General features: G+C 36.4%; 12 protein-coding genes and 2 pseudogenes. 3 read left to right on the forward strand and 11 right to left on the reverse strand.

The genetic code is table 11. The annotated features are described in order from the left end of the window. The first annotated feature begins 66 nt into the window (after positions 1-66). Complete coding sequence (locus tag HUW50_RS24980) at positions 67-975, forward strand: LysR family transcriptional regulator (RefSeq protein ID WP_185653460.1); 909 nt, start codon at positions 67-69, stop codon at positions 973-975. A 205-nt stretch (positions 976-1,180) separates the two neighbouring features. Here the strand turns inward: HUW50_RS24980 and HUW50_RS24985 are convergent, their stop codons facing one another. The 3 genes from HUW50_RS24985 to HUW50_RS24995 all read right to left on the reverse strand — a co-directional run bounded on the left by HUW50_RS24985 (position 1,181) and on the right by HUW50_RS24995 (position 4,067). Continuing rightward, positions 1,181-1,888 carry an SDR family oxidoreductase gene (locus HUW50_RS24985; protein ID WP_066327408.1) on the reverse strand — a complete coding sequence of 236 codons (708 nt, stop codon included), beginning with the start codon at positions 1,886-1,888 and terminating at the stop codon, positions 1,181-1,183. Positions 1,889-1,945: 57 nt separating this feature from the next. Further along, positions 1,946-3,115: an MFS transporter gene (locus tag HUW50_RS24990; RefSeq protein ID WP_066327420.1), complete on the reverse strand. Its 1,170-nt coding sequence runs from the start codon at positions 3,113-3,115 to the stop codon at positions 1,946-1,948. 106 nt (positions 3,116-3,221) lie between these two features. Next, entirely contained in the window at positions 3,222-4,067 is an 846-nt protein-coding gene (locus HUW50_RS24995) for an SDR family NAD(P)-dependent oxidoreductase (protein ID WP_232328973.1), read from the reverse strand. A 232-nt stretch (positions 4,068-4,299) separates the two neighbouring features. On the opposite strand from HUW50_RS24995, the pseudogene HUW50_RS25000 reads away from it, so the two are divergent. Then, positions 4,300-4,416, forward strand: a pseudogene (locus HUW50_RS25000) (LysR family transcriptional regulator); the annotation flags it as partial. Between the two features lie 85 nt (positions 4,417-4,501). On the opposite strand, the pseudogene HUW50_RS27330 reads toward HUW50_RS25000, so the two are convergent. The 4 genes and pseudogenes from HUW50_RS27330 to HUW50_RS25015 all read right to left on the reverse strand — a co-directional run. After that, positions 4,502-4,672: pseudogene (locus HUW50_RS27330) on the reverse strand (PTS beta-glucoside transporter subunit EIIBCA); the annotation flags it as partial. 327 nt (positions 4,673-4,999) lie between these two features. Next, the gene (locus HUW50_RS25005) at positions 5,000-6,061 is read right to left on the reverse strand and encodes a LacI family DNA-binding transcriptional regulator (protein WP_066327430.1); all 1,062 of its coding nucleotides are present in this window, start codon (positions 6,059-6,061) and stop codon (positions 5,000-5,002) included. Between the two features lie 216 nt (positions 6,062-6,277). Beyond that, the gene (locus HUW50_RS25010; RefSeq protein ID WP_066327436.1) at positions 6,278-7,099 is read right to left on the reverse strand and encodes a Cof-type HAD-IIB family hydrolase; all 822 of its coding nucleotides are present in this window, start codon (positions 7,097-7,099) and stop codon (positions 6,278-6,280) included. Positions 7,100-7,187: 88 nt separating this feature from the next. After that, positions 7,188-7,913 (reverse strand): YqcI/YcgG family protein, encoded by a 726-nt coding sequence (locus HUW50_RS25015; protein ID WP_066327439.1) that lies wholly within the window; start codon positions 7,911-7,913, stop codon positions 7,188-7,190. Positions 7,914-8,154: 241 nt separating this feature from the next. Between HUW50_RS25015 and HUW50_RS25020 the strand changes: the two genes are divergently transcribed. Continuing rightward, positions 8,155-8,988 carry a manganese catalase gene (locus HUW50_RS25020; RefSeq protein ID WP_066327453.1) on the forward strand — a complete coding sequence of 278 codons (834 nt, stop codon included), beginning with the start codon at positions 8,155-8,157 and terminating at the stop codon, positions 8,986-8,988. Positions 8,989-9,131: 143 nt separating this feature from the next. Here HUW50_RS25020 and HUW50_RS25025 read toward each other — a convergent pair whose 3' ends face one another. The 4 genes from HUW50_RS25025 to HUW50_RS25040 all read right to left on the reverse strand — a co-directional run bounded on the left by HUW50_RS25025 (position 9,132) and on the right by HUW50_RS25040 (position 14,372). Then, positions 9,132-10,070, reverse strand: a complete 939-nt coding sequence (locus HUW50_RS25025) for a VanW family protein (protein ID WP_066327459.1) — start codon at positions 10,068-10,070, stop codon at positions 9,132-9,134. A gap of 386 nt (positions 10,071-10,456) precedes the next feature. Then, positions 10,457-11,527, reverse strand: a complete 1,071-nt coding sequence (locus tag HUW50_RS25030) for a branched-chain amino acid aminotransferase (protein WP_066327462.1) — start codon at positions 11,525-11,527, stop codon at positions 10,457-10,459. 624 nt (positions 11,528-12,151) lie between these two features. Beyond that, entirely contained in the window at positions 12,152-13,909 is a 1,758-nt protein-coding gene (locus HUW50_RS25035) for a methyl-accepting chemotaxis protein (RefSeq protein WP_185653461.1), read from the reverse strand. Positions 13,910-14,090: 181 nt separating this feature from the next. Then, positions 14,091-14,372, reverse strand: a complete 282-nt coding sequence (locus HUW50_RS25040; protein ID WP_083964469.1) for a heavy-metal-associated domain-containing protein — start codon at positions 14,370-14,372, stop codon at positions 14,091-14,093. Positions 14,373-14,386: the final 14 nt, after the last annotated feature.

A 14,386-nucleotide genomic window follows, 5' to 3' on the forward strand; every position in this document is an offset into this window, starting at 1 on the left:
CAAGATATGCTTGATGGGTATATCTAAAACGTATATACTCTAACATTATGATAGAGGAGTAATGATATGGAATTTAGAGTTTTACGATATTTTCTTACTGTTGCAAGAGAAGGAAGCATGACGGGTGCCGCTAATTTATTACATGTAACACAGCCAACCTTGTCAAGACAATTAAAAGACCTTGAACAAGAGTTAAGTAAAAAACTATTTATTCGCAGTAGTCACAGTGTCATTCTTACAGATGAAGGAATGCTCCTGCGAAAAAGAGCAGAAGAAATCGTCGATATGGTCGATAAATTAGAGGCAGAATTTAGTTCCATGGAAGAAACAATAGGTGGTGATGTCTATATAGGCGGTGGGGAAACAGACGCTATGAGACAGATCGCACGGGTAGTAAAAGAATTACAGTTAAGTTATCCAAATATCCGGTATCACCTCTACAGCGGAAACGAAGACGATGTGACGGAACGACTTGACAAAGGATTGCTTGACTTTGGTATTTTAATTCAACCAGCTGATTTATCCAAATACAATTATATCGATATCCCAGCTAAAGATGTTTGGGGTGTTGTTATGAGGAAAGACAGTCCTCTTGCTTTGAAAGATACCATTCAAGCAGTGGATTTATTAAATGTTCCGGTAATCTGTTCACGACAGGCTATGAAACAGACATTTTCTAAAAATGAATTTGCGGATTGGTTTGGTGAAGATTTTAATAAATTAAATGTTGTGACTACATACAACCTTGCCTATAATGCTGCCATTATGGTTGATGAGGGTATTGGTTATGCAATAACCCTTGATAAAATAGTAAATACGTCTAGTGATAGTAACCTTTGTTTTCGACCGCTAGTTCCAAGACTTGAATCTGGCTTAACTATTGTTTGGAAAAAGCATCATGTTTTTTCCGCTCCTGCTGATATGTTTTTAAAAGAAATTCAGGCGAAATTTTCAAATTCTTTATCAGATGTATAGGAAAATTTCAAAAAACATATTAAGAATAATGTATTCCTCGAAGTAGCCACCATAGGTTACCTGGATTGTTGACCAGCACATCTAAATCGGGGTACTGCCAACTTGACGGCAGCCTCCCTGCTGGTTACTTTAAGTTCAAGAGACAATGTGTCAGCTATGGAGCTGTACCTATCTCATACTGATGCACTTGTACAAATACTAATGTTTACCAAGGGATTTGTTTCCCATCTTTAAAGAACCCGCCAGAAGGTCCTTCAGGTCCTATCGTCGCTAACCAAAGGATAGACTCAGCAGCTTGCTTAGGGGTTCTTGGAGCTGATGGTCCACCCATATCTGAGCTTACCCATCCCGGATCGACGGCGTTTATTTTAATATCTTCCTTGATTTCTGCTGCTACCAATCGTGTCAATCCATTTAGGGCAAATTTAGACAACTTATAAGCTCCTACTCCTGGATATGACATTTCGCTCATCTCCCCATATTCTGAGGAAACATTAATAATCCTCCCAAATCCATGTTTTTCCATGAGGGGAATAAAGGAACGGATCACATGGTAAACTCCAAAGAAATTAGTTGCCATTGTTTTTTCCAGAATGCAAGGGTCCATAACCAATAACTTTTCATTCTCATCTAAATACACGCCTGCATTATTAATTAATACGTCTACTCTTCCATACTTCTCATTTATTGCAACCGCAGCTTGATGGATGCTTTCTTGATTGGCGACATCCAGCTTAACACACGAAACATCCAAATTTAACTCCTTAAGTTTTTGCACAGCCTCATTACCCATTCCTGGATCCCGACTTGCCAAAATCACCTTAAAGCCATTCAAAGCCAATTGTTTGACCAGTTCATATCCAATACCTCGATTCCCGCCAGTTACAAGTGCAACTTGTTTATCATGTGACATTTTACTCCCCCATTTCTCGTTCTTTGATTGAGTGGCAAATCATAAAAGGTATACTCCTTAAACGGAGAATTGTTTTGAAGGACTATACTTATAATATCTTAGTAAAATAGTTACCAAACTTAGTAACAATGATAGGATTCCAACCAATACGACGTATTGTGTACCCATTTCTGATATAAATAACCCGCCTACAGCTGCACCAAATGTTGTTCCTAAGTTAGCGGCTGTTAGAAATAATCCATTTGCGAAATCAGGAGCTTCGGGAGCTGCGGACATAATCCAATATTGAGTAATATTGGCTCCTATACCACCCAATATTCCCCAAATTAAAGTAATGATAGCCATAGGTACCGTAAACTGTCCTGTGAAAAATAATATGATGTAAACTGCTCCTAATGCGAATGGAAAAGTTACTACAGATTTGATTGCATTTTTAGTAAGTAACTTCCCTGCTACAATACTTCCAATAATATTGGCTCCACCGTAGATAAATAACATTAAACTAATAGAATTCGAAGACATATTCGTAACAGTTCTCAGATAATCTGCAAGATAACTATATACTCCAAATACGGCTGAGTTTAATAAAATGACAGACACAATAGAAAGCCAAGTAATTGATTTTTTTAATACCGATATTTGAGCTCCGTAAGAAAGTCTTTCCTCAACCGGCATAGATGGTACAAATAGTAATGTAGCAATGAATGCTATAGCAGTTACAACAGCAAAGAATACCATCGCCATTTGTAAAGAAACTGCACTATCAATAAAACTTGAGACTGGTACACCGATTACCATACCGGCAGATACTCCAATGAATATATTAGCAACAGCTTTTGGAGCTTCTTCTTTACTTACTGAGGCAGCAGCAACTGTAAATGCCAAAGAACAATAAATAGGATGAAAAAAAGCTGGAATAATACGAGCAATTAGTAGAATGGTAAAGTTAGATGTAAATATGGATACGATGTTCCCCAAAACGAAAACACCCAGTACCAGTAACATGACCTTCTTCCGATTGATCCCCGAAAACAATAATGGCATGGTTGGACCGGATACTGCAACAGCAAGTGCAAAAAGGCTAACCAGCCATCCTGCTTTTGATATACTGACATGAAAGTGATCAGCAATGGAGGGTAATATGCCAATAACCCCCATTTCAGTATTTAAGATACCGAATACTCCTATGGTTAATATGAAAATCAACAAATTATTTCGTTTAGCCAAAAAAAAAACAGTCCTTTCTTCAATAAAATGCCCCCCCAAAATCTATAGGGGCATTTTACTTTAAAGGTTCTTTTCAAAGAACTCAGTTAACTTCCCGTCTGACACCTTATGCATCCACGTGTGCCATAGACGTCGAGATGTCTCGGTACGCATTGATTTGCGCTTGGAGGTCGGAGATCTTTTGCTCTGCGATGCTAACGGCGTCAGTGCCGGCGATGAAGCGACGTGGAGGTAGCTCTTCATTTGAGATGTTGATCAGTGCCTTGGCCAGCTTGGCCGGGTCTCCGGCCTGCTTGCCATTCTGGGAATTATACGCATCTTGACTTCTTGCTCTGCGGTCTGAATAGTCCTCGATTGAATGATCCGCGTAGGTCGCCGACTCCCTCGTGAGAAGCTCAGTGCGGAACATTCCAGGGTTGACAATTGTGGTATGGATGCCGAATGGCGAGACCTCAGGCTGCAGCGACTCCATCCATCCCTCAAGACCGAACTTAGACGCGGCGTAAGCGGTATTAAACTCAAATCCAGAAATGCCGGCGCCTGAAGAGATCGAGATAATGTGACCGGAACGCTGCTTTCGCATTACAGGCAACACTGCCCGGGTAACATTCATTGGGCCGATAAGGGCCGTCCTCAGTTGCGACTCGATTTGGTCCGGGGTCAGCTCCTCAAAGTAACCCCCATAGAAGTTTGCGGCATTATTGACCAGTACATCGATCTTTCCGAACTTGTCAACCGCAGCATCGACTGCTGCCTCGGCATCAGCCGGGCTGGTGACATCCAGTTTTACGACCAGCAGGCTGTCGTCATCGCCAAGAGCTTTTGCGACTCTGTCAGTATTTCGGCCAGTCGCAACGACTTGATTACCAGCAGCCAGGGCTGCCTTCGCAATGTCAACACCCATGCCGCGCCCGGCACCTGTAATAAACCAAACTTTCTTATTTTCAGTCAAATTTTTTTCCCTCCTATTTTCTTTTTTAAAATTTATTTTTTTTGGAAAAGATTCCTTTGTCCACACTATTCATTATTCAACTTGTTTTAAAAAAACCTGTTGTTTACACCCTTTGTTATTATTTTATATATACCTTTTGCATATAACAAATACTTATATCTTATATCAAGATATGCTTGATAGGTATTTCTAAAACGTATATACTGATCCATTATGAAGGAGTAGTGCTTATATGGAATTTAGAGTTTTACGATATTTTCTTACTGTTGCAAGAGAAGGAAGCATGACGGGTGCCGCTAATTTATTACATGTGACACAGCCAACCTTGTCAAGACAAATGGCTAGCCTTTACCGCTTAACTGCCTGCAACAAAATGTAAGCCAATAATTTACCTTGTTTTTGTACAGATTCAAAATTACTTTTGCATATCTTTCGGGGAAGAAGGAAAAGACCGCGTTTCCAGCTGCAGATAAAATAAAGAAGGTTCCACCTTTGGCTGACAAGAGACCAGTCATAGTCAAAATAGTTAACACCGCTTTAAGCATGCCTTCACCAGCAAGGGCTCCGAGCAACGGAGAAAAACTTCCTGAAATAACGTCAAATATTTTACATAGCGTATGGAATTTCTATTCAGACAAAAAAGAGTGAATCCCGAATAGATATACGGGATTCACTCTGCGGTCTCACTCAAAGTACTATTGGCATGCGAAGCTCTCAACGATCTTCCAACACTAGCTTTATTTTTTCTTCAGATTTTCTTTAAAGAAGGATTCAAGCTTGTCAAAAGGGATTAAATTCACCCGGTCGTACAGATCCACATTCCCTGTGCCCGGAACAATACTGTGAGAAACTGAAGGCCACGCCTTATAAATTCTTTGTTTCTACTATTTTTTATGTAGGTTTCACACATCTAAATGGAACCAGATACTTTATTAGACACTATTTTCTTTTGGTTTCGCTGTCGATTCTCTAACGATCATTTCACAAGTAAGAAGGACTTTTTCATGCTGATCTTTGCCGTTTTTAATTTTGTTAGATAAAGATTTGACTGCTCTTCTTCCAAGCTGCTCCTTTGGGACATGGATTGTTGTAAGGGTAGGCGATCTAAGATAGGAGTTTTCTAAATTATCAAATCCTGTAACAGAGATATCTTCTGGGATATTGAAACTTAGTGCCTTTAATAAGTCGATAACATAAAGGGCGATCAAATCATTTGCACAAACGAATGCTGTAGGAAGTTCATTTCCATCCTCTACTTCTTTTTCAATCCAAGCCTTAATATTTGCATACATGTCCTCAAACTCAAGTCCATTATGTAAGGTAACTTGTTCATTAGATTGTTCTGTTATGTTATGAAGTTCTAATGCACTTCGAAAACCAAGCCAGCGATCATAAAAGCTTCGTGAAAAATGATAATTACCAATGAACTGCATTTTTTTATGACCTAATCCTATTAAATAATTTGTTAATAGATAGCTACTATCATAATTATTTGCAAAAATTGTATCTGTCGTAAACAACGGCTCTTCCGAATCAATTAATACAACTGGGATTTTCCACTTTTTAAATTCTAAAAGGATTGTTGTTGATAGTTTACCTACGCAGATAATACCGATAAAACCTTGAGGGTTAATGACAGTAGTAAAATTATCTGTTTCTGTCATAATAACCATGCCACGTGAAAGATCATTCAATTCGAGAGAGATCCCATCTATGATTTTCCCCCAATAGACTGAATCTTGATAATAACTTCTTGGCAAAACCACAAGGACATTCTTTTGAGCAGATCTATCATGTTGAATATTATTTACCGTATTAGTCTCTGTTGGAAAGATAATATCTTCAGTTTTGTATCCTAACTGTTTTGCTGTATTTAGCACCTTTTCTCTTGTTTCTTCCTTAACACCACTTTTTCCAGCTAATGCTCTTGAAACAACATATTTAGAAACTCCAAGATAATCGGCAATTTGCTGAATAGTAACTTTCTTCCCCATCTTTACACCTCTATATTGTTAACCATTAAAAATGTTAGTTTTATTATTTTTTTATACTAACACTATATCATTTATCTAATCGTATATAAAAGCCGAATGCCGAAAGATGATAAAAGAGAGATTATCATTCAATAGAGTGAAAGCAATCTCTAGAAATGAAAATGAACACAAAAAACGAAGCCGACCTTATTGTTTAATAAGATCGACTTCTATTACTTAAACTGAGACTATTTTACTTAGAACAAACTCTTCTACAACTTTTGCCACGCCATCATTCATATTTGTATCTGTAACAAAATTAGCAATTTCTTTAATGTCGTCTGGAGCATTTCCCATTGCCACCCCAAGACCTGCGAATTCAATCATCGCCAAATCATTGTAGCTATCACCAATTGCAATCACTTCATCACGGTTTATACCGAAAACCTGGATTAATTGATTTAAGCTTGTTCCCTTCGTCACACCTTTTTCGGTAAATTCTAAAAAGAAAGGCTTTGAACGCATCACACTGAATTCTTCATCTAATTCAGCTTGAAGTTTTGATTCGACCACTTTTAACTTTTCAGGAGCATCCACCATCAATACTTTAACAACTGGCTCTGATACAGCATCTGTAAATTTTCCAACAACATTAATTGGTAAACCTGTCAGATCTGATTCTATTGTTGTATATGGATTTGCTTCTTCAGTAATGATTTCATCACCTACATAGGTATGGATATAAACACCTTCACGGCGACTAATTTCATAAAGGGTATGAACAGCTTTCGGTGTTAACGTGCTACTGAAAATTTCTTCAAATGTTTGACAGTTTAATATTTTCCCACCATTGAAAGAGAGAATAAAACTACCGTATTTCGCTAAGGAAAGTTCTTCAGCAATATGCTTCATACCGAATGTTGGGCGTCCAGATGCCAAAACGACCTTCACACCTATCTCCTGCGCTGCCATAAGGGCTTGTTTTGTACGTTCTGAAATAGTATGGTCATCACGTAATAATGTATCATCTAAATCTAACACTATCATTTTATAAGACATTTGCGCATTCCCCTTCTTTTTGAGCATTATCTTTTATCCTACTACAAATCAAAAGGAAATGGGACAAAACCTTATAATTTCGCTAGATTTATTTATGATGAAACGGGCACTTCCCCTCTATTGGCTTTACATCATCTCCAATAAAATATTGCTTCCACTCTCTATGCTCAGGATCCCCATAGTGACTAATATTAGGATGTTTTGGTAGCTGATCCCACTTTTCAACACGTTCTCTTACCTTTTCTCTAGACATTACGCCACCTTTTGAAGTTCCTTCTAGCCCTTCAAAGATTCTTCTCGGTTGAAAACCAAGAACAAGACAGTTTCCTAAATCTCTCGTTTTTCTTTGTTTATATGCTGGGGCATTTCCAAACACAAAGAAAGGCTCATTAGCAAATGAAAATGCCCATAAATGGTGATCAGGATCTTGAGGAATGTTCACAGGCCATGGTTGATCATCTGTTTTATGTAGGTATTTTAATATATTCCAAAAATAATCACGATAATACTCTAATGTCCTCTCTTCTTTTTCAGGTTCAACAAACACAAATAAACCGTGTCGTGTAAGTTTTGGTGCATCAAATAATTTAATAAACTCTTCAATTGCTCGAGGTAGATTTGACCAATCCTCATGGTGAATAAACGAATAGCGTAATTCACCTTTCTTCTCAGCAGTCATGCCAAAATAACAAGGAAATGTTTGATCAGTTACTGTGTTATGAAATGTGTTATATTCTTCTACAACCCAATTTGGAACTATATTTTGATTAACCATATCCTCTTTTTCTAGTAAATATGTAGATGTCGTTTTCATGTCAATACACCCTCCATTATGTTTAATAGAGATCCCTTACCCTATTTCATAAACGATTAAGCATTCAACTTTATTTTTTAAGCTTAACCAAAGCTTTATCAACAATTCGCAAACATATAGTCCCTATGTCTTATATTCTTTTAACTTGTTTTATATCAATTTAGTCGGGTAATAGAATACGGATGTTCAAAAGCAGTAAAAATTGATATTTACTTAATCTACTAAAGGAGGATTCAATCATATGTTTCGTCACCAAAAAGAATTACAATATGAAGTAAAGGTAGAACGCCCAGATCCCATGCTCGCCCGTCGAGTTCAGGAAGTATTAGGTGGGCAGTTTGGTGAAATGACAGTCATGATGCAATATCTGTTTCAAGGCTTCAACTGTCGCGGAGAAGAAAAATATAAGGACATGCTGATGGATATTGGCACAGAGGAAATTGGCCATGTAGAAATGCTTTGTTCGCTTATAAGTCAGTTGCTAGATGGTGCTTCGCCTGAGGATCAAGCAAAAGCCGCAAAAGACCCAGCTACAGCAGCAATAATGGGTGGTATTGATCCCCAGCATCTACTCGTGAGCGGTCTTGGCGGAATGCCTACCAACTCAAATGGCGTACCTTGGAATGGCTCGTATATTGTTGCTAGTGGGAATTTATTAGCTGATATGCGCGCTAATCTTCATGCAGAGTCTCAAGGAAGACTTCAAGTAGCAAGGTTATACCACATGACAAAGGATGAAGGCGTCCGGGCAACATTCCGCAAAATGTTAGCACGAGACCGATACCATCAATACCAATGGATGGCTGCCATTGAGGAGCTAGAAGAGAAAAATGGAGTTGTCGTTCCTGCAACATTTCCTCGCGAAGCAGAAGAAGAAGCTCAGACAGAAGCATATGAATTCTGGAATTTATCGGAAGGAGAGGAATCTGGAGAAGGTCCTTGGGCAACCGGAAGTGCACCGGATGGAACTGGCGATTTTGTGTATGTGACAAAACCTGTCCCGAAAGGACAGATTCCTTGTCCAAAAATACCTAGTACTGTTCTACATCATGATCTAGATAAAAAAACAAAATAATAATTTAAAGTGAGTTTTATCTATAACCTATAGCTCTTCTACCAAGATCACATGTTGTCACACTGAGTACAAATTCACAAGTGCTTTAGAAGTAAATGAAAAGGCTGGCAACAAACCCTTTACGGTTTTTGCCAGCCTTTCTTTTAGATTTTTGCAGCAGCTTGCTTTGATGCTAATATTTGTACTTCAATAGATCCAGAGCTTTTGTTCACAATCGTTTTAATCATAACTGGGTAATCCTTGTTATTCATAAATTTAAAGTCTGGACCGCCCCAAGATACTGTTGCATCTCTACCAGCAGGAACATAGCCTACCGATAATGAGTGTGAGTGTAGTTCAAGAATTTCTAAACCGGCTTCTGCAACAGCATTATATAAAGTAGAAGATGTTTGGCATATCCCTCCACCAATACCTTCAACAAACTCTTTATTCACAATTTCCTTCGCTTTTTGATACCCACGTGCAGGTGTACGCTCTCCAACAACTAAATTGAAATAAAAACGATCTCCAGGGCCTAATACAATTTGATTGATTGTATTAGCTGATAAAGCAATGTTTTCAGTACGTCCCCACACATTTGCATTGAAAGTTGTCTTGTAGCTACCGATAACAACCTCATCAATCCCCTTTATGGTTTCTTGCGTAACATTCGGTAATTCTTCTTGAATTGGTAACGCAATTGTTTTATCAAGTGCACGGACATTTTTTAACGATTCTACAAGCTTTTCCTCATCAAGAACCACACGACTCTGCCCATTTGAAAGCTGACCATTACTTAATTTCGCAGGAATCATCGGTTGGTCTAATTTACCTGCTAACTCATCCGCAAGCTTATTCAATTCTTTCACATATTCTTCAGGTTTAGGATTTAACTTTGGTGTAAATGAATAAAGGATTTCCTGTGTTGTTGGATGAATTAAGTCCACTGATAATTCAACCGCTTTTTCAACTAACTGAGAAGTATTAGTAGCCATACTTCTTACTGACAAGGGTTCCTCATTTTGATTACCACTTGTCATACTTGAACTACACCCTGTAACCAACAATAAAAGTACAATCGAAGAAACATATTTTTTATACATTCGCTCTCCCACTTTTCCCGCAAGATATTCTTTCTCTAAACTTAAAATAATTTAATCCCCATTAATCACTTTATTTCATAAGCACCCCTTACCTTGAAAACACCATTCGTTAAAAAGACAATTTAACAACCCTATAATATATATTGCTTATCAGATCAAAATATCCTTCTTATTGTTAAAAATTACCTTCAACATTTATGATTAATAAATACTATTTTACTACAAATTTGTGGTAAAAAACCTTAAATATGATAATAAATCCTTATGGTTTATTTACCATATTAGACGATATAAGTGTGCTATTTGTTTCATGAAAATTCCTTATTTTTGCATAAAAAAAGAAGACCACACCTATTGTGGTCTCCGAACCATTATGAAATTATAACTTAGTTTACTTCAACAACCCAATTAAAGACATCCTCATGATTACCTGTTTGAATTCCAGTTAACGTATCATATAACTTCTTAGTAAGTTCTCCAGTTTCCCCATTGTTAAGCACGATATTTTCTTCATTATAGAATAGTTCACCGATTGGAGAAATAACTGCTGCTGTACCAGTACCGAACGCTTCCTCTAAAAGACCTTCTTTATACGCATTATAAACATCTTCCATTGATAGCTTACGTTCTGAAACAGGAACATTCCAATGCTTTAACAAATGAAGAATTGAATTTCTTGTTACACCTTCAAGTATACTTCCATTTAATGATGGTGTTATGACTTCACCGTTTATCTTGAAGAAAATATTCATACTTCCAACTTCTTCAATATATTTTTTCTCCACACCATCTAGCCAAAGAACTTGAGAGTAACCTCTTTTTTCTGCTTCTTCCTGAGCTTTTAAGCTAGATGCATAGTTTCCACCCGTTTTCGCTTTGCCTGTTCCGCCATCCACAGCACGAACATATTGATTTTCTACAAATATTTTAACTGGGTGAATTCCTTCTTTATAATAAGAACCTACTGGTGAAAGGATAATCATAAAACGATAATACTTAGATGGTGCAACTCCAAGGTAATATTCTGTTGGAATAATGAAAGGTCGAATATACAATGATGTTCCTTCTGCAGTTGGAATCCACTCTTTATCAATTGAAACTAATTCTTTTAAAGCTTCAATGACAAATTCTTCATCAATTTGTGGAATACAAAGTCGATCATTTGATAAGTTTAATCTATGCATGTTTTTATCAGGTCTAAACAAAAGTACTTTGTCTTCACTTGAGCGATATGCTTTCAAACCTTCAAATACAGTTTGACCATAGTGAAATACCATTGTAGAAGGACTTAAAGAAATTGGTTCATAAGGAACGATTCTCGGGTCATACCATCCTTTTGCTGCACTATAATCCATAATAAACATGTGATCAGTAAACGTACGTCCGAATTCTAATTGATCTGCGTTAGGTTTTTCCTTTTTGGTTGCACTTAATGTGATATTAATTTTATTAGTCATAGCTAACTCTCCCAGTTCAAAATAATTTAAAAGTAGCTATTATCGAAATAATAACTTTACATCCAATAAATAATTTATAAAATTCAATTAACTGTATTAACCTATTTTATACCTTTTATGAACTAGTTAACAACTGTTTTTCGACAAAAGATTCAAAATAATCTATAAAAATATTATTTTAAATTAATTTTGATGTTATATGTGTATAATATTGTATGTTTCTTGAGTTTTTAGCAGTCCTTATTCATTAAGGTGTTTTCGCCAAACTTTGTTGCTATATATAAGTATAAGGGATGGTTGATTTCCGTTCGAGGATGCTCACTTTCCGCGGGGCGGGCGGTGAGCATCCTCGGCGCAAGCACCTGCATGAGTCTCACCTGTCCCGCTACTCCCGCAGGACTCTCGCACCTTCCTCTCCAATCAATCTAAAACTTTTTTGTCCAAGAAACTAAAAAAAAAACATTTATTGAAAAAATCCTTCAATTAAAGTACACATGTAAAACATTCCATTTTATATTTCCCTCTAAAAAAAGACATCCTTTGAAGATGCCTTTTCTCAAGATAATCCACTAATTTTACATTTTACTATAGGAAAGATTCATCTGACTATTTTTTTAAATACAATTAAAATGTATATTTTTTAATAAGTTCATCTAATTGCTGATTAAGTTCTGTTAATTGTTCTGCGGAACTAGCTACATTGGAAACGGCTCTTATTTGTTCATCAATTGATGAAGTAATTTCTTCAACAGATGCTGCTGTTTGCTGCGAAACACTTGATGCGTTTCGAATAGCAATCGTGATGTTGTTATTTTCATCTGTTATTTGTGATAATTCATAATTTAACGATTCAACCGCTTTAATTGTTTGACTAATTGAAGAGGATATAAGATTGAATTCTTTTTCAGTTGCTTTAACAGCTTGATTTAACTGTTGAGAATGCACAGTTGTATCAGACATTGTTATAACAGTCTTTTCTGTTTCTTTTTCGATACCGTTTATCATGCCTTGAATTTGTTTTGTAGCAAGGTTTGATTGTTCCGCTAGTTTCCGAACTTCACTAGCAACTACCGCAAAACCTTTTCCATGCTCTCCAGCTCTAGCTGCTTCAATACTTGCATTTAGTGCTAAAAGATTTGTTTCAGATGCAATACTTTCAATTGTAGCTGTTATTCTAGAAATATCTTTTACTTTATTATACAAACTTGTAATTCCAACACTAATTTCATCGGAAGCCTTTAATGAGTCCTCGTTTGATTGAAGTAATTGTTGAACGATCGCTTTACCTTGTTGTGTAGCCTTTTCCGAATTCAAAGACATTTCCTTAATTGCACTACTCTGATGATTCATCGTTTTAATTGATTGATTTAAGTGCTCTACTCTTTGATTGGTATCTTCTAACTCGCTTGCTTGCGAAAGTGTACCATGGGATATCTCAGAAATTGCTCGACCAATTTCTTCACTACTTGCCGAAGTTTCTTCAGAAACAGCAGATAAATCAGATGCTGAGTCTAATAAATGACTACTTGTATTTTGTAGCTTTTGTAATAGATCTCTAAGTTGCCCTGTCATCCGATTATACGCATAGCCTAATTGTCCAATTTCATCCTTTGATTCAGGTAATGTTAAATTGTTAATTTGCCCATTTGAAATAGCAATAGAAGCTGACGTAGCATCAACAAGTAATCTAATTTTCTTTTTCGTTAATGCAAAGAAGACGAAAAGACTAAGAACAGTAATAATCGCTGTTATTATCATGATTATAAACTTTAATTCTATTAAGCCACCATAGAATTCATCTTCGTATACTGCAATACCAACATACAAGTCCCATGGCTCAAAATGAGTCATATATGCAATCTTATTTCTGATTTCACCTGTTTCATCATTTTTATCTTCATACGCTACATAACGATCAGATGGGGATGTTGCACCAGCTCCCTTTACCATCTTTTCACGATTTGTTGTATCAGATGGTATAGACCCTATAGGATTTGACGGATGAATTTGCGCTGAATAATCTGACCCGTAGCCAATGATATAACCATCTTCTTTATATAAGAAAGATGACTTTTTATAGTCATACCCCTCATCTCCAGAAAGTCTCGGTCCACTTAGTAGCTCTCTTGCTTTTTCTTTTGCATCTTCAATACTTATTTCATTATTTTCAACCTGATCATTTAATACAGATAAAGTTACTACAGAGCCTTCTACAATATATTTCAACTCTGATTTACCTTCTTCAATCAATGACTTTTTTGCTATAAAATAGCTAGCTCCCCCAATGACTGTAGCAGTAATAATAATAATTAAACTCATTAAAGCTAGTAATTTCGTTGATATACTGTCCCTTTTATTAATCGATAATTTTCTTTGATTCATTTTCTTCTCCTAAGTTGTTAAGATTTTGTAAAAGTTTTCAAAAGAAACATTTAGTATGCTACTATTTATATCGGCTTTAAAATAAGGATATTTATAGGTACAATATCAATTCTGCTAAATATCTTTAGATTGAAATAATTTACATAAAAAAAAGACACCATTAGATGTCTAAAACGAGAAGTTATTCCTTGATTTCCTTTATTATAGAACCTTGACTTTCTATCGCTTGTTTTACTTGAGTGGTATCGGTGATTTCTTCATTAAATTCAACCTTAAGATCACCATCATTCAAATCGATTAACGCTCTTTCAATCCCGTCCATTTTTGCAAGAAGGATCTCAATTTCATTGTAGCTCTCTTGATTACCTTCTCCTATTGAAAATGTAACTGTTTTCATCCTACTATTCATTCCTCTCTTTTTTAAAATTTCTGCTGATAAAGCTACTCTCTTTGTAATTTTCACTTACATAATAAGTC

The sequence above is a fragment of the Metabacillus sp. KUDC1714 genome (genome assembly GCF_014217835.1).
Classification (GTDB): domain Bacteria; phylum Bacillota; class Bacilli; order Bacillales; family Bacillaceae; genus Metabacillus; species Metabacillus rhizosphaerae.